Origin of the sequence: Streptosporangium sp. NPDC000563 (assembly GCF_040299985.1) — a bacterium.
Taxonomy (GTDB): domain Bacteria; phylum Actinomycetota; class Actinomycetes; order Streptosporangiales; family Streptosporangiaceae; genus Streptosporangium.
The window spans coordinates 21,727-43,492 of record NZ_JBEPDA010000042.1 but is presented as its reverse complement, the minus strand read 5'-3'; the positions used below and the strand labels follow the sequence as shown (position 1 = coordinate 43,492).

The window sequence follows — 21,766 nt, the reverse complement described above, 5'->3', positions numbered from 1 at the left end:
CTGGCCCGGTTGCGGGCGGGGGAGCGGCTGCTGGTGCACGCGGGCACCGGTGGTGTGGGTATGGCGGCGATTCAGCTGGCGCAGCGGCTCGGGGTGGAGGTCTTCGCGACCGCGAGTCCGGCGAAGTGGGACGTGCTGCGGTCGATGGGCATCCCGGATGATCACATCGCCTCGTCGCGGAGTGTGGAGTTCGAGGAGCGGTTCCGCGCGGTGTGTGGTGAGCGGGGCGTCGATGTGGTGCTCAACTCGTTGACGGGTGAGTTCATCGACGCCTCGGCGCGTCTGCTGCGTCCGGGTGGCCGGTTCGTGGAGATGGGCAAGCTCGACATTCGTGAGCAGGAGAGTTTCCCGGGGTTGGAGTATCACTGGTTCGATGTGATGGATGCCGGCTCTGAGCGGCTGGAGCGGATTCTCGCCGAGTTGATGGAGTTGTTCGCGGCGGGTGAGTTGCGGCCGTTGCCGGTGACGGCGTGGGATGTGCGCCGGGGCCGGGAGGCGTTCCGGTTCATGAGCCAGGCGAAGCACACCGGCAAGATCGTGCTCACCATGCCTCGGCGCTGGGACGCGCAGGGCACGGTGTTGATCACCGGCGGCACGGGCGGTCTGGGCGCGGAGCTGGCCCGGCACCTGGTGGCCGAGCACGACGTACGGCACCTGCTGCTGGCCAGCCGCCGAGGCGCGGAGGCGGCCGGCGCGCGGGACCTGGAGCGTGAGCTGGCAGCGCGAGGCGCTCAGGTGACCGTGGCCGCCTGTGACGTGGCCGACCGCGATCAGGTGGCGGCGCTGCTGGCGGGGGTTCCGGAGGAGCATCCGCTGACGGCGGTGATCCACACCGCGGGTGTGCTGGACGACGGCACGATCGCCTCGCTCACGTCGGAGCGGCTGGCCGGGGTGCTGCGGCCGAAGGTGGACGCCGCCTGGCACCTGCACGAGCTGACCGAGGGCATGGATCTGGCCGGTTTCGTGGTGTTCTCCTCGCTCGCCGGGCTGATGGGCGGTGCGGGTCAGGGTAACTACGCGGCGGCGAACGCCTGGCTGGACGCGTTGACGGCGCGGCGCCGGGCTCAGGGATCGCCGGGGCTGTCGCTGGCCTGGGGACTGTGGGCGCAGACGACCGGGATCACCGAGGGCATGTCGCAGGCCGACGTGCAGCGGATGACCGCGGCCGGGTTGCCGCCGATCACCACCGAGCAGGGGCTGGCGCTGTTCGACGCGGCGATCGGGTCTGACTCACCACTCGTGATCCCGGTGCGGCTGAACCCGCCGACACTGCCGCAGGAGCAGGTGCCGCCGTTGTTCCGCGGCCTGGTGCGCGGCACCCGCCGTACGGCCGCCGCGCTCTCCGAGACCGGCGGTGACGGCGCGGGCGCGGCACTGTCCCGGCGACTCGCCGACCTGCCCCACCCCAAGCGGATCCGCATGCTGATCGACCTGGTCCGAGCCCAGGCCGCCGCCGTACTCGGACACCCCGACTCCACGGCGGTGGAGGTACGGCGCGAGTTCCGCGAGCTGGGCTTCGACTCGCTGACCGCGATCGAACTGCGCAACCGCCTCAACACCGCCACCGGGCTGCGGCTGCCCTCCACCCTCGTCTTCGACTACCCCACCCCCACCGTGCTCGCCGAACATCTCCTCGCGGAGATCGCTCCCGGAGAGACCGAGGTCGCGAAGCCCTCGTTGCTGGAGGACCTCGACCGGTTCGAGGCAGCCCTTTCCGAGGACACGATGGACGAAATCACTCGGAACGGCATCGCGACCCGGCTTCGGCAGCTGCTGGGCAAGGTGAGCGGCAGCGGCGCAGGAACTAGTGAAATCGCTGTCGCAGACATGCTCGAATCAGCGAGTGCCGAGGACCTTCTCGGCATCATCGAAAGCGAACTGGGTCACTTGAAAGAGCTGTGATCCCGGCTCGCCTCGGAGTACTTCGGAGGTACGCGCCGATGTCGCAGGACCGGAAGCTCGTTGACTACCTGAAGTCGGTCGCCGCCGACCTGCGCGAGACCCGTCGGCGGCTCCAGGAGGTCGAGTCGGGCAGGCACGATCCGATCGCGATTGTCTCGATGGCGTGCCGCTTCCCCGGGGATGTCAACTCCCCTGAGGACCTGTGGCGTCTTGTGTCCGAGGGTGGGGACGGGATCGGGGAGTTCCCGACGTCGCGTGGCTGGGACCTCGGGATGGTGTACAACCCGGACCGGGAGAGCCGGGGTACCAGTTATGTGCGTGAGGGCGGCTTCCTGCACGACGCGGGGGTGTTCGATCCCGGGTTCTTCGGGATCTCGCCGCGTGAGGCGCTGGCGATGGACCCGCAGCAGCGGTTGCTTCTTGAGGTCTCCTGGGAGGCTTTCGAGCGGGCCGGGATCGACCCGGTCTCGCTGCGCGGCAGCCACACGGGCGTGTTCGCCGGTGTGATCTACCACGACTACGGTCCGAGCGTCGAGTTCCCGCTGGACGTGCGGGGCTTCGTCAGCACCGGCACCGCGGGAAGCATCGCCACCGGGCGTATCGCCTACACGCTGGGCCTGGAGGGGCCGGCGGTGACGGTGGACACCGCCTGCTCGTCGTCGCTGGTCGCGCTGCACCTGGCCGCGCAGGCGCTGCGCTCGGGCGAGTGCGACCTGGCCCTGGCCGGAGGCGTGACCGTGATGGCCACGCCCGGAATGTTCATCGACTTCAGTGCGCAGGGCGGCCTGGCCGGTGACGGGCGGTGCAAGGCGTTCTCCGACGCGGCGGACGGCACGAGCTGGGCCGAGGGCATCGGCATGCTGGTGCTGGAACGGCTCTCGGACGCCCAGCGCAACGGCCACGAGGTGCTGGCGGTGGTGCGGGGTTCGGCGATCAACCAGGACGGCGCGTCCAACGGGTTGACCGCGCCGAACGGTCCTTCCCAGCAGCGGGTGATCCGCCAGGCGCTCGCCGGCGCCGGACTCACTCCCGCGAACGTGGACGTGGTGGAGGCGCACGGCACCGGCACCACGCTGGGGGACCCGATCGAGGCGCAGGCATTGCTGGCGACGTACGGCCAGGATCGGCCGGAGGACCGGCCGCTGCTGCTGGGGTCGGTGAAGTCGAACATCGGTCACACGCAGGCGGCGGCCGGTGTGGCGGGTGTGATGAAGATGGTGCTCGCGATGCGGCACGGGGTGCTGCCTCGGACGCTGCACGTGGACGAGCCCTCCTCGCACGTGGACTGGGCCTCGGGAGCGGTGGAACTGCTGACCGAGAGCAGGCCGTGGCCCCAGGTGGATCGGCCGTGGCGGGCGGGTGTGTCGTCGTTCGGTTTCAGCGGCACGAACGCGCACGTCATCATCGAACAGGGGCCGGGAGCTCCTGACGCCGTGCCTGGCGCGGATGAGCGGGCACCGGCGGGCGCGGGTGTGGTGCCGGTGGTGGTGTCGGGTCGTACGGCGGGGGCGTTGCGGGCGCAGGCCGGGCAGCTCGTGTCGTTCCTGGAGGGTGAGCCCGGTCTCGGGTTGGCCGATGTGGCGTTCTCGCTGGCGACGACGCGGTCGGCGTTCGAGCATCGGGCGGTGGTGCTGGCCGATGGTCGTGAGGGTGTGCTGGCCGGGCTGGGTGCGCTGGCCGGGGACCTGCCGGGTGCGGGTGTGGTGCGCGGGCTGGCCGGGGCGCAGCCGGAACTCGCGGTGTTGTTCACCGGTCAGGGCAGTCAGCGGGCCGGGATGGGCCGGGAGTTGTATGCGCGGTTCCCGGTGTTCGCGACCGCGTTGGACGCGGTGATCGCCGAGCTGGATCCGCTGCTTGAGGGGTCGTTGCGTGAGGTGCTGTTCGCCGAGCCGGGATCGACGCAGGCGGAGGCGCTGGACCAGACAGGGTGGGCGCAGCCGGCGCTGTTCGCGGTGGAGACGGCGTTGTTCCGGCTGGTGGAGTCCTGGGGGGTGGCGCCGGATGTGCTGGCCGGGCATTCGGTCGGGGAGATCGCCGCGGCGCATGTGGCCGGTGTGCTGTCGTTGCAGGACGCGTGTGCGTTGGTGGCGGCGCGGGCGCGGTTGATGCAGGCGCTGCCCGCGGGTGGGGCGATGGTGTCGGTGCGGGCCTCCGAAGAGGTGGTCGTCGAGCTGCTGGCCGGGCGGGAGAAGGAGGTGTCGGTCGCGGCGGTGAACGGTCCCGCGTCGGTGGTGATCTCCGGTACCGAGGAGGCCGTGCTGGAGGTGGCCGCCGCCCTGGAGGAGCGGGGGGTGCGGACGAGGCGGTTGCGGGTGTCGCACGCGTTCCATTCGCCGTTGATGGATCCGATGCTGGAGGAGTTCCGGGCGGTGGCGGCGACGCTGTCCTACGACCCGCCGCGGATCCCGGTGGTCTCGACGCTGACCGGGGAGCTCGCCACCGACGAGCAGCTGTGCTCACCGGAGTACTGGGTGGATCAGGTGCGTGGGGCGGTCCGCTTCGCCGACGGCGTGCGCACTCTGCACGGCCAGGGTGTGCGGGCGTATCTGGAGCTGGGCCCCGACGGGGTGCTCACCGCGATGGCCGCCGACACCCTCGCCACCGACGCGGAGGCGCGCGAGCCGGACGCCGTGTTCGTGCCGGTACTGCGTAAGGACCGCGACGAGCACACGGCGGCGATGACGGCGCTCGCCGAGCTGCACGTGCACGGTGTGCCGGTGGAGTGGCGTTCGGTGCTGCCGGGCGGGCACCGGGTCGACCTGCCCACCTACCCGTTCCAGCACGAGTGGTACTGGCCCCGCGAACGGCGGATGGGTGACGCCAGAAACCTGGGACTGGCCGCGGCGGGGCACCCTTTGCTGGGCGCCGCCGTGGCGCTCGCCGCCTCGGACGGCGTACTGCTGACCGGCCAGTTGTCGTTGCGGTCGCAGGCGTGGCTGGCCGATCACGTCGTGGCCGGAAGGGTGCTCTTCCCCGGCACCGCGTTCCTGGAGCTCGCCATCCGAGCCGGTGACCAGGTCGGCTGCGACCTGGTGGAGGAGCTCACCCTGGCGACGCCGCTGGTGCTGGGCGAGACCGACACCGTCGCGGTGCAGGTGTGGGTGGGCGCCGAGGAGTCCGGCCGGCGCGACCTGAGCATCTACACCCGGCCGGCCACGGCCGACGACGACGAGCCGTGGGTACGGCACGCGGTCGGTGTCCTCGCCGCCGGCGGCCAGGTCGCCGAGCGACTCGACACCGACGTCTGGCCGCCCCGGGGCGCGTCCGCGATCGAGCTGGACGGGCTGTACGAGCAGCTCGCCGAGGGCGGACTGAGCTATGGGCCGCTGTTCCAGGGACTGCGGGCGGCCTGGCGGCATGATGACGAGATCTTCGCCGAGGTGAGCCTGCCGAGCCGGCTTGAGTCGGACGCCGGTTCGTTCGGCGTGCATCCGGCCCTGCTGGACGCGGCACTGCACGTGGTGACCTTCGCGGGACTGGACGATGCCGAAGGCACCCGCCTGCCGTTCTCCTGGGGTGAGGTGTGCCTGCACGCCGGTGGGGCGTCGGCACTGCGGGTACGACTGGCCAGGACCGAGGGCGACGCCGTCTCGTTGACGGTGGCCGATGTCACGGGTGAACCGGTGCTGACGGCGCGGTCACTCGTACTGCGCCCGATCGCGGCGACCACCGGCGAAGGCGGCCGCCGGAGCGAACAGGACCCCCTGTTCAGGGTGGAGTGGACGGCGCTGCCGTCGGCGCGGGTGGCACCGGTGGCCGACCCCGCGCCCAGGGTGACGGTGGCCGCCCTTGACGCGCTCGACCTCGCGGATCCGTCGACCTTCGGGGACACGGACCGGGCACCGGGGGTCGTGGTGACCGAAGTGGTCTCCGATCGGGCCGGCGCGGTGGTGGACGCGACGCACCTCCTCACCACGCGTGTTCTCGACCTGCTGCGCCAGTGGCTCGCCGACGAGCGGTATCGCGATTCACAGCTGGTGTTCGTGACCCGGGGTGCGGTCGCCGCCGAAGACGGTGAGGTGGTGTCGGATCTGCCGGCCGCCGCGGTGTGCGGATTGGTGCGCAGTGCCCAGTCGGAGAACCCGGGCAGGTTCCTGCTGGTCGACATCGACGAAGACCAGGAGTCGCTGGCGGCTCTGCCCGGGATGCTGCCCATGGTGTTCGCCTCCGGTGAGCCGCAGGTGGCGGTACGAGCGGGTGGGGTGCGGGTGCCGAGGCTGGTGTCGCTGACCTCGGGTGCGGGTCTGTTGCCTCCGGTCGGTGCGGGTTCGTGGCGGTTGGGCAGCCGGGCCAAGGGCAGCCTGGACGCGCTGGAGTTGCTTCCGTTTCCGGCGGCGGCCGAGCCGCTGCAGAGCGGGCAGGTTCGGGTGGCGGTGCGTGCGGCGGGGGTGAACTTCCGTGACCTGCTGGACGGGCTGAACGCACTCGGCTGGTTCCAGGACAAGGTCGGCCTGATGGGCAGCGAGGCCGCCGGAGTGGTCCTTGAGGTCGGTCCCGGTGTCGAGGACCTGCGCGTGGGTGACCGCGTGGTCGGCCTGGTCGAGGGTGGTTTCGGCCCGGTGGTGGTCGCCGGTGCCGGCGGGTTGGTCAAGATTCCCGACGGGTTCTCGTTCGAGCAGGCCGCGACGATCCCGGTGGCGTTCCTCACCACCTACTACGGGCTGATGGATCTGGCCGGTTTGCGCGAGGGCGAGTCGCTGCTGGTGCACGCGGGCGCCGGTGGGACCGGGATGGCGGCGATCCAGCTGGCCCAGCGGCTCGGGGTCGAGGTCTTCGCGACCGCGAGTCCGGCGAAGTGGGATGCGCTGCGGTCGATGGGCATCCCGGACGATCACATCGCCTCGTCGCGGAGTGTGGAGTTCGAGGAGCGGTTCCGCGCGGTGTGCGGTGAGCGGGGCGTCGATGTGGTGCTCAACTCGTTGACGGGTGAGTTCATCGACGCCTCGGCGCGTCTGCTGCGCCCCGGGGGCCGGTTCGTCGAGTTGGGCAAGCTCGACATCCGCGACCAGGAGAGCTTCCCGGGGCTGGAGTACCACTGGTTCGACGTGATGGACGCCGGGCCCGAGCGGCTGCGGCAGATCCTGGCCGAGTTGATGGAGTTGTTCGCGGCGGGTGAGCTGCGGCCGTTGCCGGTGACGACCTGGGACGTGCGCCGGAGCCGGGAGGCGTTCCGGTTCATGAGCCAGGCCAGGCACACCGGCAAGATCGTGCTCACCATGCCCCGGGTCTGGGACCCGCAGGGCACGGTGCTCATCACCGGCGGCACCGGCGGTCTGGGCGCGTTGTTCGCGCGGCATGCGGTGGCCGAGCACGGGGTACGGCGCCTTTTGCTGGTCAGCCGCCGGGGTCTGGAGGCTCCGGGCGCGGTGGAGTTGCAGGCCGAGCTGATCGCGCACGGAGTCGAGGTCACCGTCGCCGCCTGCGATGTGACCGACCGAGGTCAAGTCGAGGACCTGCTGGCCGGGATCGATGCCGATCATCCGCTGACCGCGGTGATCCACACCGCCGGTGTGCTGGACGACGGGACCATTCTCTCGCTGACACCGGAGCGGCTGGATGCGGTGCTGCGGCCGAAGGTGGACGCCGCCTGGCATCTGCACGAGCTCACCCAGGGCCTGGATCTGGCCGAGTTCGTCATGTTCTCGTCGGTGGCGGGTGTGATCGGAGCTCCCGGGCAGGGCAACTACGCCGCGGCGAACTCGTTCCTCGACGCGCTGGCTCAGCACCGTGGGGCCGCCGGGCTGGCCGGGTTGTCACTGGTCTGGGGTGCGTGGGCTCAGGACAGTGGGATGACGGGCACCCTGAGCGACGGCGACATGGAGCGGCTGGCCCGTGCCGGCACGCCACCGATCGCACCGGAGCAGGGCGTCGCCCTGTTCGAGGCGGCGATCCGTTCCGGCGAACCGGTCGTGGCCCCGGTCCGGCTGGATCTGCCGGTGCTCCGCGCGCAGGGCGAGGTTCCGCCGCTGCTGCGCAAGCTGGTGCGGGGAAGGCGCCGGTCCGCCGCGGGGAGGTCGGAGGCGGCCAGCACGCTGCTCCAGCGACTGGCTCCGCTCACGGTGGCCGAACGCGCCGAGGTCCTGGTGGACCTGGTACGTACCGAGGTGGCCCTGGTGCTGGGGCACGTCTCGCCGGAGACGGTGGAGGTGCGGCGGGAGTTCCGCGAGCTGGGGTTCGACTCGTTGACCTCGGTGGATCTTCGCAACCGGCTGAACGGCACGACCGGGTTGCGGTTGCCGGCCACGCTGGTGTTCGACTACCCGACGCCGGCCGTGCTGGCGGAGTTCCTGCTGGCCGAGTTGCTCGGTGAGCACGCGGACGTGGTGGCTCCCAGCGCGGTCCGGCCGGTGGCCGACGACCCCATCGTGATCGTGGGCATGGCGTGCCGCTATCCGGGCGGGGTCACCTCTCCGGAGGACCTGTGGCGACTGGTCACCGAGGGCACGGACGCGATCTCGCCGTTCCCGACCACGCGTGGCTGGGATCCGGCGGCGTTCTACAGCCCCGATCGGGAGAACCGGGGCACCAGTTACGTGCGTGAGGGCGGTTTCCTGCACGAGGCCGGGGAGTTCGATCCGGGGTTCTTCGGGATCTCGCCGCGTGAGGCGCTCGCGATGGACCCGCAGCAGCGGTTGTTGCTGGAGACGTCGTGGGAGGCGATCGAGCGGACCGGGATCGACCCGGCGTCGCTGCGCGGCAGCCGTACCGGCGTGTTCGCCGGGGTCATGTACCACGACTACGCGACCAGCGTGTCGTTCCCGCCGGAGGTGATGGGGTTCGTCGGCACCGGCACCGCCGGAAGCGTGGCGACCGGTCGCCTTTCCTACACCTTCGGGCTGGAGGGCCCGGCGGTGACGGTGGACACCGCGTGCTCCTCCTCGCTGGTGGCGTTGCATCTGGCATCGCAGGCGCTGCGGAGCGGTGACTGCTCGCTGGCGCTGGCCGGCGGTGTGACCGTGATGGCCAACCCGGGACCGTTCATCGACTTCAGTGCCCAGGGCGGGCTGGCCGATGACGGCCGGTGCAAGTCGTATTCGGATGCGGCCGACGGGGTCAACTGGTCCGAGGGTGTGGGCATGCTGGTGCTGGAGCGGCTGTCGGACGCCCGCCGCAACGGCCACCAGGTGCTGGCGGTGGTGCGGGGTTCTGCGGTGAACCAGGACGGCGCGTCGAACGGGTTGACGGCGCCGAACGGTCCCTCCCAGCAGCGGGTGATCCGTCAGGCGCTGGCCGGGGCGGGGCTCTCGGTGTCCGAGGTGGACGCGGTCGAGGGCCACGGTACGGGGACGACGCTGGGTGACCCGATCGAGGCGCAGGCGTTGCTGGCGACCTACGGTCAGGATCGGGACGAGGATCGGCCGCTGCTGCTGGGGTCGATCAAGTCGAACCTCGGTCACGCCCAGGCGGCGGCGGGTGTGGCCGGTGTGATCAAGATGGTCATGGCGATGCGCCATGGGGTGCTGCCCAGGACGTTGCACGTGGACGAGCCGTCGTCGCATGTGGACTGGGCCTCGGGTGCGGTGGAGCTGCTGACCGAGCAGGTCGAGTGGCCTCAGACGGGTCGTCCGCGTCGGGCGGGTGTGTCGTCGTTCGGGATCAGCGGCACCAACGCGCACGTGATCTTGGAGCAGGGGCCGGAGGTTCCTGAGCGGGAGTCGCGTGACCAGGGCCAGGCGCCGGGTGCGGTGCCGTGGGTGGTGTCTGCGAAGACCGAGGAGGCGTTGCGCGAGCAGGCGAGCCGTCTGGGTGCGCTGGTGGAGACGGCCGACGAGCTTGACCCGGTGGATGTGGGGTCGTCGCTGGTGGGGTCGCGGTCGGTGTTCGAGCACCGTGCGGTGGTGGTCGGCGGGGATCGTGGGGGTTTGCTGGCGGGGTTGGGTGCGGTGGCTTCGGGTGAGCCCACGGCGGGTGTGGTGTCCGGGGTGGCCGATGTGGTGGGCAAGTCGGTGTGGGTGTTCCCGGGTCAGGGGGCGCAGTGGGTGGGGATGGGTGCGGCTCTGTTGGAGGAGTCGGCGGTGTTCGCGGCGCGGATGGCGGAGTGTGCGGCGGCGTTGGAGCCGTTCGTGGACTGGTCGCTGCTGGAGGTGATCCGGCAGGTGGAGGGTGCGCCGGGGCTGGATCGCGTGGATGTGGTCCAGCCGGTCTCGTTCGCGGTGATGGTGTCGTTGGCGGCGGCGTGGGAGTCGCTGGGAGTGCGGCCGGACGCGGTGGTGGGGCATTCGCAGGGGGAGATCGCGGCGGCGGTGGTGGCCGGTGGCCTGTCGTTGCAGGACGGCGCCCGGGTGGTGGCGCTGCGCAGTCAGGTGATCGGGCGTGGGCTGGCGGGGTTGGGGGCGATGGCGTCGGTCGCGCTCCCGGTCGAGCGAGTCGCCGAGCGGGTGGCTGCCTGGGACGGGCGGATCTCGGTGGCGGCGGTGAACGGCCCGAACTCGGTGGTGGTGGCCGGTGAGATCGCAGCCGTCGAGGAACTGGTGGAGCAACTGGGCACTGAAGAGGTGCGGGTGCGGCGGATCGCGGTGGATTACGCCTCGCATTCGGCGCAGGTGGATCTGATCGCCGAAGAGCTGGCCGAGGTCCTGGCGGGGGTGGCGCCGCAGCCGGTGCGGGTGCCGATGCTGTCGACGGTGACCGGCCAGTGGCTGGAGGGCCAGGAGCTCGATGGCGGGTACTGGTGTGACAATCTGCGGCGCACGGTGGGCTTCGCTCCGGCGGTCGGGCAGTTGCTGGAGCAGCGGTATCGGGTGTTCGTCGAGGTGAGCTCGCATCCGGTGCTGACGGTCGGGGTCGGTGAGTGCGTGGACGCGGCCGAGGTGGAGGCCGTGATCGCCGGGACGCTGCGCCGCGATGAGGGCGGCCTGGAGCGGGTGCTGACGTCGGCGGCCGAGCTGTTCGTGCGCGGCGTGGCAGTGGACTGGCAGCAGGTGCTGCCCGGTGGCCGGCGGGTGGATCTGCCCACCTACGCCTTCCAGCATGAGCGGTTCTGGCCGGTGGGAGCGGGTTCCCAGGTGGGCAACGTGGCCGCGGCTGGGCTGGCGGTGGCGGGGCATCCGCTGCTGGGCGCCGCCGTGGGCCTGGCCGACTCCAACGGTGTGCTGCTGACCGGGCGGTTGTCGCTCTCGTCGCATCCGTGGCTCGCCGATCACGCGGTGGCCGGAACGGTGATCTTCCCGGGGACCGGTTTCCTTGAGCTGGCGGTGCGTGCCGGTGACCAGGTCGGTTGTGACCTGGTGGAGGAGCTCACCCTGACGGCGCCGCTGGTGCTGGGTGAGACCGACGCCGTCGCGGTGCAGGTGTGGGTGGGGGCCGCGCAGGAGACGGGTCACCGGAGCGTGAACGTCTACGCCCGGTCGGCACAAGCCGCCGACGATGTGCCGTGGGTGCGGCACGCCACCGGCACGCTGGCCGTCGGCGCCCCGGCCACCGGTGCTCCCGATGCCGGGCCGTTCGACGCGACGGTCTGGCCTCCGGCCGGCGCGACCGCGATCGGGCTGGACGGGGCGTACGAAGGGCTGGCCGCGGGCGGGTTCGAGTACGGCCCGGTGTTCCAGGGGCTGCGGGCGGCCTGGCGTGGTGCCGATGGTGAGGTGTTCGCCGAGGTCGCGCTGCCCGAGCAGACGGCGTCGAGCGCGGGTTCGTTCGGGGTGCATCCGGCGCTGCTGGACGCGGCGCTGCACGCGGTGCCGTTCGTGGGGCTGGAGCCGGTCGAGGGCGGCCGGTTGCCGTTCTCCTGGGGGCAGGTGAACCTGCAGGCCACCGGAGCGGCGATGCTGCGCGTGCGACTGCTCCGGACGGGTGATGACGCCGTGTCGCTGACGGCGGTGGACGCCGCGGGCGAGCCGGTGCTGTCGGCGCGGTCGCTGGTGCTGCGCCCGTTCACGCCTGATCAGCTCGCCGTCGGCGGCGGTCAGGTGGCGGAGCGGGATGGGCTGTTCCGGCTGGACTGGACCCCGCTTTCCGAGATTTCGGTGGCTGACCCTGCGCCGGTGGCGGTGGTCGGTTTCTCCGGGTTCGAGCCGGACGCCCTGGGCCTCGTGGCGATGTGGGAGTCGGCCGGGCACTCGGTGCCGGTTCACCGTGATCTGTCGGCGTTGGGCGAGGCGGGGGCGGTGCCGGGGACGGTGCTGGCCGGGGTGGTGGCCGATTCCGCCGGGGACGCGGTGGCCTCGGCGCGTGCGGCGACGGCCGGGGTGCTGGCTCTGTTGCAGGGGTGGCTGGCCGACGAGCGGTTCGGCGATTCGCGTCTGGTGTTCGTCACCCGGGGCGCGGTCGCGGCCGGTGACGATGAGACGGTCTCCGATCTGGCGGCAGCTGCCGTGTGGGGGCTGGTGCGTAGTGCGCAGTCGGAGAACCCGGGCCGGTTCGCGCTGGTCGATCTGCGCCATGGTGAGTACGGAGACGAGTATCCGGACCCGGCTGCGGATGAGACCTCGCCCGATGCGCCGAGGGTTGCGCTTCCCGTGCTTCCCGCACTGCTGAGCGGGGTGCTGGCTTCCGGTGAGCCGCAGGTGGCGGTGCGTGAGGGTGGGGTGCGGGTGCCGAGGTTGGCGTCGCTGACCTCGGGTGCGGGTCTGTTGCCTCCGGCCGGTGAGAAGGCGTGGCGGTTGGGCAGCCGGGCCAAGGGCAGCCTGGACGCGTTGGAGTTGCTGCCGTTCCCGCAGGCGAGCGAGCCGCTGGAGGCCGGTCAGGTTCGGGTGGCGGTGCGGGCGGCGGGGGTGAACTTCCGTGACCTGCTGGACGGGTTGAACGCGCTGGGGTGGTTCCAGGACAAGGTCGGCCTGATGGGTGGCGAGGCCGCCGGTGTGGTGCTTGAGGTCGGCCCCGGGGTGGAGGACCTGCGCGTGGGTGACCGCGTGGTCGGTCTGACCGAGGGCGGTTTCGGCCCGGTGGTGGTCACCGGTGCCGGCGGGGTGACCAGGATCCCCGACGGAGTCTCCTTCGAGGAGGCCGCGACGATCCCGGTCTCGTTCCTCACCACCTACTACGGATTGATGGATCTGGCCGGCCTGCGCGAGGGCGAGTCGCTGCTGGTGCACGCGGGCACCGGTGGGACCGGGATGGCGGCGATCCAGCTGGCGCAGCGGCTGGGGGTGGAAGTCTTCGCGACCGCGAGTCCGGCGAAGTGGGACGTGCTGCGGTCGATGGGCATCCCCGACGATCACATCGCCTCCTCGCGCACCCTGGAGTTCGAGGAGCGGTTCCGCGCGGTGTGCGGTGAGCGGGGCGTCGACGTGGTGCTCAACTCGTTGACGGGTGAGTTCATCGACGCCTCGGCGCGACTGCTGCGCCCCGGGGGCCGGTTCGTGGAGATGGGCAAGCTCGACATCCGCGACCAGGAGCAGTTCCCCGGCCTGGAGTACCACTGGTTCGACGTGCTGGACGCCGGGCCCGAGCGGCTGCGGCAGATCCTGGCCGAGTTGATGGAGTTGTTCGCGGCGGGTGAGTTGCGGCCGTTGCCGGTGACGGCGTGGGACGTGCGCCGTGGCCGGGAGGCGTTCCGGTTCATGAGCCAGGCCAGGCACACCGGCAAGATCGTGCTGACGATGCCCCGGGTCTGGGACCCGGAGGGCACGGTGTTGATCACCGGTGGGACGGGTGGTCTGGGTGCGGAGGTGGCCCGGCATCTGGTGGCTGAGCACGGGATGCGGCATCTGCTGCTGGTCAGCCGCCGGGGTCTGGAGGCTCCGGGTGCGGTGGAGCTGCAGGCCGAGCTGATCGCGCACGGGGTCGAGGTCACGGTCGCGGCGTGCGACATGGCCGACCGGGACGCGGTCGCGGCGCTGCTGGCCGGGGTGGACGCCGATCATCCGCTGACCGCGGTGATCCACGCGGCCGGTGTGCTGGACGACGGCACGATCGCCTCGCTGACGCCGGAGCGGCTGGATGCGGTGCTGCGGCCGAAGGTGGACGCGGCGTGGCATCTGCACGAGCTGACCGAGGGCATGGATCTGGCCGGGTTCGTGGTGTTCTCCTCGCTCGCCGGGCTGATGGGCGGTGCGGGTCAGGGTAACTACGCGGCGGCGAACGCCTGGCTGGACGCGTTGACGGCGCGGCGCCGGGCGCAGGGACTGCCGGGGCTGTCGCTGGCCTGGGGACTGTGGGCGCAGGCCACCGGGATGACCGGGGCCATGTCGCAGGCCGACGTGCAGCGGATGACCGCGGCCGGGTTGCCGCCGATCACCACCGAGCAGGGGCTGGAGCTGTTCGACGCCGCCATCGACTCGGATGCGCCGCTGGTGGTCCCGGTGCGGCTGAACGTACCGGCGATGCCCGCTCAGCTGGTGCCGCCGCTGCTGCGCGGCCTGGTGCGCGGCACCCGCCGTACGGCGGCATCGGCGCCCGCCCTGGGCGAGGGCACCCTGTTGCGGCAGTTGGCCGGGTTGACGCAGGCCGAGCGGACCCGGTTCGTGACCGACCTGGTCCGCACCCAGGCCGCGGCCGTCCTCGGGTACCCCTCGCTGGAGGCGGTGGACGTCAGGCGGGAGTTCCGCGAGCTGGGCTTCGACTCGCTGACCGCGATCGAACTGCGCAACCGCCTCAACACCGCCACCGGGCTGCGGCTGCCCTCCACCCTCGTCTTCGACTACCCCACCCCCACCGCGCTGGGAGAGTATCTGCTGAGCGAGGTGCTCGGCGCGCACGGCGACGCCATCCTGCCGGTGGCCACGGTCTCGGTCGGGGACGACCCGATCGCGATCGTCTCGATGGCCTGCCGCTACCCCGGCGGGGTGAACTCCCCGGACGACCTGTGGCGGCTGGTCATCGAGGGACAGGACGCCATCACCCCGCTGCCGACCGACAGAGGCTGGCAGACCCACGGTGACATCGACCTGAAGGGCGGATTCGTCTTCGACGCGCCCGAGTTCGACGCGGAGTTCTTCCGGATCTCGCCACGTGAGGCGCTCGCGATGGACCCGCAGCAGCGACTGCTGCTGGAGGCGGCCTGGGAGGTCCTGGAGAACGCGGGCATCGACCCCGACTCGTTGCGCGGCAGCGACACCGGCGTGTTCATCGGCTCCGTCGGCTCGGGCTACATGCCGGGGGAGGAGTCTCGCGGTCACATCATGACCGGGCAGCTGGCCAGTGTGGCCTCCGGCCGGATCTCCTACACCCTGGGCCTGGAAGGTCCGGCGGTGACGGTGGACACCGCGTGCTCGTCGTCGCTGGTGACCATCCACATGGCGGCACAGGCCCTGCGCAACGGGGAGTGCTCGCTCGCGGTGGCCGGTGGCGTCACCGTCATATCGACGCTCGCGGCGTTCGGAGAACTCGGTGAGCAGGGCGGCCTCGCACCGGACGCCCGCTGCAAGGCGTTCTCCGACTCGGCGAACGGCATCGGATGGTCCGAGGGTGTCGGCCTGGTGATGCTGGAGCGGCTGTCGGACGCCCAGCGCAACGGCCACCAGGTGCTCGCGATCGTTCGCGGGTCGGCGATCAACCAGGACGGCGCGTCCAACGGCCTGACCGCGCCGAACGGCCCCTCGCAGCGGCGGGTGATCCGCAAGGCCCTGGCCGTCGCCGGGCTGTCCGCCGACGAGGTGGACGCGGTCGAGGCGCACGGCACCGGCACCGCCCTGGGCGACCCGATCGAGGCGCAGGCGCTGCTGGCGACGTACGGCCAGGACCGGCCGGAGGACCGGCCGCTGCTGCTGGGTTCGGTGAAGTCGAACATCGGTCACACCCAGGCCGCCGCGGGCGTCGCAGGTGTGATCAAGATGGTGATGGCCCTGCGGCACGGCATGCTGCCCCGGACGCTGCACGTGGACGAGCCGTCCTCGCACGTGGACTGGGCCTCGGGTGCGGTGGAGCTGCTGACCGAGCCGGTCGAGTGGCCGCGGAACGGTCACCCCCGCCGGGCGGCGGTGTCGTCGTTCGGCATCAGCGGCACCAACGCCCACATGATCCTTGAGCAGGGCCCCGAGGCGGCGGAGCCGGCGGCCGAGGAGCCCGCCGGACCGGCGGGCGGCGTACTGCCCTGGGTGATCTCGGCTCGTACGGCCGACGCGGTACGGGCGCAGGCCGGGCGGTTGGCGGCGCATGTTCGGGCCAGGGGCGAGCTCGACCCGGTGGACGTGGGCTCGTCGCTGGTGTCGTCGCGGTCGATGTTCGACCACCGCGCGGTGGTGGTCGGGGGCGACCGGGAGGAGCTGTTGGCAGGGCTGGCGGCGGTCGTCTCCGGAGACTCCACGGCGGGCGTGGTGCGCGGCTCGGCGGACGTGAACGGCCTGACGGTGTGGGTGTTCCCCGGTCAGGGGGCGCAGTGGGCGGGCATGGGCGCCGCCCTGCTGGAGGAGTCGGCGGTGTTCGCGGCTCGGATGGCCGAGTGCGCGGCGGCGCTGGAGCCGTTCGTGGACTGGTCGCTGCTGGACGTGATCCGGCAGGTGGAGGGTGCTCCGTCACTGGAGCGGGCGGACGTGGTCCAGCCGGTCTCGTTCGCGGTGATGGTGTCGCTGGCGGCGGTGTGGGAGTCGCTGGGGGTTCACCCGGACGCGGTGGTGGGTCATTCGCAGGGCGAGATCGCGGCGGCGGTGGTGGCCGGTGGCCTGTCGTTGCAGGACGGCGCCCGGGTGGTGGCGCTGCGCAGCCGCCTGATCGCCGAGCGGCTGTCCGGGCACGGGGTGATGCTGTCGGTGATGGCGCCGGTGGAGCAGGTGCGTGCGGCGCTCGCCGAGGACGGCCTGCTGGACCGGATCTCGATCGCCGCGGTCAACGGGCCCAGGGTGGTCACCGTCGCCGGCGACGGGGAGGCCATGCGGGTGCTGGAGCGGCGCCTGTCGGCCGGAGGCGTCATGCGCTGGCAGCTGGCCGGCGCGGACTTCGCCGCGCACTCGCCCCAGGTCGAGCGGTTCCGTGACGACCTGCTGGCGGACCTGGCGGAGGTGGCGCCGCGTGCGGCGCGGGTGGCGATGTTGTCGACGGCGACCGGGCGGTGGCTGGACGGCACGGAACTGGACGCCGGCTACTGGTACGAGAACGTGCGGCGGACGGTGGAGTTCGCCCCGGCGGTCGAGCGGCTGCTGGAGGAGCGGTACCGGGTGTTCGTCGAGGTCGGCCCGCACCCGCTGCTGACGCTGGGAATCGAGCAGGCCGTGGACGCGGCCGGGGTGGCCGCGGTGGTCGCCGGGACGCTGCGCCGCGACGAGGGCGGCCTGGACCGGGTGCTGGTCTCGGCGGCCGAGCTGTTCGTCCGGGGCGTGACGGTGGACTGGCAGCAGGTGCTGACCGGCGGCCGGCGGGTCGACCTGCCGACCTACGCCTTCCAGCATCGGCGTTACTGGCCGAGCGGGGTGCGGATCGCCGACGCCCGAGGGCTCGGCCTCGTCGCGGCCGGGCATCCGCTGCTGGGCGCCGCGGTCGGGCTCGCCGACTCCGACGGCGCGCTGCTCACCGGCCTGATGTCGGTGCGCGCGCACCCCTGGCTCGCCGACCACGCGGTGGCCGACACGGCGCTGTTCGCCGGCACCGGCTTCCTCGAGCTGGCGATCAGGGCGGCGGACCAGGTCGGCTGCGACCGGGTGGAGGAGCTCACCCTGGCCGCCCCGCTGGTGCTCACCCGGGACGGCGCCGTCGCCGTCCAGGTGGTGGTGAGCGCGTCCGACGAGACGGGCCGCAGGAACATCGCGATCTACGCGCGGCTCGCCGACGCGCCGGACCAGCCCTGGGTACGGCACGCGGCCGGTGTGCTGGGGGTCGGAGCGCGTACGGCGCGGTTCGACACGGCCGTCTGGCCGCCCGAGGGCGCGGCGCCCATCGCGCTGGACGGGCTGTACGACGATCTGGCCGAGGGCGGCGTGGTCTACGGACCCACCTTCAAGGGACTGCGGGCGGCCTGGCAGCGCGACGGGGAGATCTTCGCCGAGGTCGAGGTGCCGGAGGAGGTCGGCGACGTCGGTCTGTTCGGCCTGCATCCCGCGCTGCTGGACGCGGCGCTGCAGCCCGCCTCGTTCATGGATCTGACGGAGCCGGGCCAGGGGCGGCTGCTGTTCTCCTGGAGCGGCGTCTGCCTGCACGCCAACGGCGCTTCGGCGTTGCGGGTGCGGCTGGTCAAGACCGGAGGCGGTTCGGTGTCGCTGGCGGCGGTGGACGCCGAGGGCGCGCCGGTGCTGACGGCGGAGTCGCTGGTGTTCCGGCCGGTGTCCGCGGACCAGATGCTCGCCTCCGGCGGCCAGGGACCGGAGCGGGACGCGCTGTTCACCCTGGAGTGGGTGGTCGCGCCCACGGTCGTCTCTCCGACGGACGCGGTGGCCGGCCTGGACTGTGTCGAGCTGGACTGGTCGGAACCGGGCCGTCCGGAGCTGAGCGAGCTGCGCTGGGCCGAGCCGGGTCAGGCCGAGCCCGGGGCACTGGACCGGGTGCCGGACGTCGTGACCGTCGAGATCGGCTCGCCCGCCGAGGCGGCCGAGGCGGCCGGGGCGGCCGGGGCGTCGGCGGCACGGGAGCTGACCGGCCGGGTGCTGGAACTGCTGAGGCAGTGGCTGGCCGACGACCGGTTCAGCGAGTCGAGGTTGGTGCTGGTCACCCGAGGTGCGGTCGACGGCGGGGAAGACGAGATCGTCACCGATCCGGCGGCGGCCGCGGTCTGGGGCCTCGTACGCGTCGCGCAGGCCGAGAACCCTGGACGCTTCGTACTGGTCGACGTGGACGAGCGGGAGACCGGGCTGTCGGCACTGCCCGAGGCGCTGGCCTGCGGCGAGCCCCAGATGGCGATCCGCGAACACGTGGTCCGCGTTCCCCGGCTGGTCCGCCTGACCCCGGGTGAGGACGGCGCGCGGCGGCCGGACCTCGAAGGCACCGTTCTGATCACGGGTGGTACGGGCGGTCTGGGAAGCAACCTGGCCCGGCATCTGGTGGCCGAGCACGGGGTCCGGCACCTGCTGCTGACCAGCAGAAGAGGGCTGGACGCTCCGGGCGCGGTGGAGTTGCAGGCGGAGCTGATCGCGCACGGGGTCGAGGTCACCGTCGTCGCCTGCGACCTGGCCGACCGTGACCAGGTGGCGGAACTGCTCGCCGGCGTGCCGGCGGAGCACCCGCTCACCGCGGTCGTCCACACCGCGGGCGTCCGTGACGACGGCATGATCCCGTCGCTGGACGCCCGGCGGCTGGCCAACGTGTTCGGGCCCAAGGTCGACGGCGCCTGGCACCTGCACGAGCTCACCCGGGACCTCGACCTGACCGCCTTCGTCATGTACTCCTCGATGGCCGGGCTGGTCGGCGGCGCGGGACTGGGCGGTTACGCGGCGGCCAACGCCTACCTGGACGCCCTCGCCCAGCACCGCCGGGCCCAGGGCATGGCGGGCCTGTCCCTGGTGTGGGGACCGTGGGCGGCGGACGCAGGCATGGCCGGAGAGCTCTCCGAGACGGACCTCCGCCGGCTGACGGCCGCGGGATTCCAGCTCTTCTCCTTCGCCGAGGGGCTGGCGCTGTTCGACGCGGTCCTGGGCTGCGACACGCCGGTGGTCGCGCCGGTCCGGCTCAACCTGCCGGCGCTGCGGGCGTTCGGTGAGGTACCGCCGCTGCTGCGCTCGCTGGTGCGGGGCACCCGCCGTACGGCGGCGGCCCCGGTGTCGGGCGCGGACGGGGCGCTGCTGCGGCAGCTGGCCGGGCTGCCCCCCGCCGACCGCGGCCGGCTGGTGACCGAGCTGGTCCGAGCCCAGGCCGCCACGGCGCTGGGACACGACTCTCCGCAGATGGTGGAGGTGCGGCGGGAGTTCCGCGAGCTGGGCTTCGACTCCCTCACCGCCGTCGAACTGCGCAACCGGCTCAACGCCGCCACCGGACTGCGGCTGCCCGCCACCCTGGTGTTCGACTACCCGACCCCCGTGGTGCTGGCGGAGTTCCTGCTGGCCGAACTGCTGGGTGAGCACGGTGACGTCGTCGTTCCGACGGCGATCGCGTCGGTGGCCGACGACCCGATCGTGATCGTGTCGATGGCCTGCCGCTATCCGGGTGAGGTGCGCTCTCCCGAGGATCTGTGGCGGCTCGTCACCGAGGGGCGCGACGCCATCTCCCCGCTGCCGGTCGACCGGGGCTGGCAGGTGAACGGCGAGCTGGACTTCCACGGCGGCTTCATGTCCGACGCCGCGGACTTCGACGCCGGGTTCTTCGGGATCTCGCCGCGTGAGGCCCTGGGGATGGACCCGCAGCAGCGCGTCCTGCTGGAAACCACCTGGGAGGCGTTCGAACGCGCCGGAATCGACCCGCTGTCGCTGCGGGGCAGCGACACCGGTGTCTACGTCGGCGCGAGCGGTTCCGGCTACATCCCGTCGGACGAGGCCCGCGGTTTCATGGTGACGGGCCAGGCGGGAAGCGTGACCTCGGGCCGGCTGTCCTACACGCTGGGGCTGGAGGGCCCGGCGGTGACGGTGGACACCGCGTGTTCGTCGTCGCTGGTGGCGATGCACATGGCGGCGCAGGCGCTGCGCTCGGGCGACTGCTCGCTGGCACTGGCCGGCGGTGTGACCGTGGTGGCCACGCCGATGGGGATCGTGGAGTTCAGCGCTCAGGGCGGGCTCGCCGCCGACGGACGCTGCAAGTCCTACTCCGACGCCGCCGACGGCACCAGCTGGGCCGAGGGCGTCGGCATGGTGGTCCTGGAGCGGTTGTCCGACGCGCGACGCAACGGCCACCAGGTCCTGGCCGTCCTGCGGGGTTCCGCGGTGAACCAGGACGGCGCCTCCAACGGTCTGACCGCGCCGAACGGCCCCTCGCAGCAGCGGGTGATCCGCCAGGCCCTGGCCGGTGCCGGCCTGACCCCCGCCGAGGTGGACGCGGTCGAGGGCCACGGCACGGGCACCGCGCTGGGCGACCCGATCGAGGCCCAGGCGCTGCTCGCCACCTACGGCCAGGACCGGCCGGAGGACCGTCCGCTGCTGCTCGGATCACTGAAGTCGAACATCGGTCACACCCAGGCGGCCTCCGGCGTGGCCGGTGTGATCAAGATGGTCATGGCGATGCGGCACGGCGTGCTGCCCAGGACGTTGCACGTGGACGAGCCGTCCTCGCACGTGGACTGGACCTCGGGCGCGATAGAGCTGCTGACCGAGCCGGCCGAGTGGCCCTCGGCCGACCACCCCCGCCGGGCGGCGGTGTCGTCGTTCGGCATCAGCGGCACCAACGCGCACGTGATCATCGAACGGCCGGAAGAGCGGGACGAGAAGTCCGAGGGCACGGAGTCCGAGAACCGCCCGCCCGTGTCGGACGGCGCCGTCCCGGTCCTGGTCTCCGGCCGGTCGGCGGAGGCGCTGCGGGCACAGGCGGAGCGGCTCACGGCGTACGTGGACGACGAGCCCGGTCTGCGTCTCGCCGACGTGGCGTACTCGACGGCCACCACGCGCTCGGCGTTCGAGTACCGGGCGGCCGTGCTGGCCACCGACCTCGAAGGTCTGGGCGCCGGCCTGCGGGCACTGGCGGAAGGCCGGTCCGGTGCGGGCGTGCTGCGGGGGTCGGCCACGGCCGAATCGAAGCCTGCGGTGCTGTTCACCGGTCAGGGCAGCCAGCGCGCCGGGATGGGCAGGGAGCTGTACGACCGGTTCCCGGTGTTCGCCGAGGCGCTGGACGCGGTGATCGCCGAGCTGGACCCGCTGCTTGAGGGGTCGCTGCGGCAGGTGCTGTTCGCCGAGCCGGGGTCGGCGCAGGCGGAGGCGCTGGATCGGACCGGGTGGGCGCAGCCCGCGCTGTTCGCGGTGGAGACGGCGCTGTTCCGGCTCGTCGAGTCGTGGGGAGTCCGCCCCGAGATCATGGCGGGACACTCGATCGGCGAGATCACCGCGGCGCACGTGGCCGGGGTGTTGTCCCTGCCGGACGCCTGCGCGCTGGTGGCGGCGCGCGGCCGGTTGATGCAGGCGCTGCCCGCCGGTGGGGCGATGGT

2 protein-coding genes (1 of these 2 cut by a window edge) are annotated in these 21,766 nt (G+C 72.3%); both read left to right on the top strand.

The window, feature by feature from the left end; all coding sequences use genetic code 11:
• On the top strand, nucleotides 1-1,902 hold a 1,902-nt coding region (locus ABT352_RS39430), incomplete at its 5' end, for a type I polyketide synthase (RefSeq protein WP_350950174.1).
• A 38-nt stretch (nucleotides 1,903-1,940) separates the two neighbouring features.
• Nucleotides 1,941-21,766 carry part of the coding region annotated (locus tag ABT352_RS39425) for an SDR family NAD(P)-dependent oxidoreductase (protein ID WP_350950173.1) on the top strand (this coding region is incomplete at its 3' end). 21,726 nt of the annotated region lie beyond the right edge of the window, so 19,826 of the 41,552 annotated nt are shown.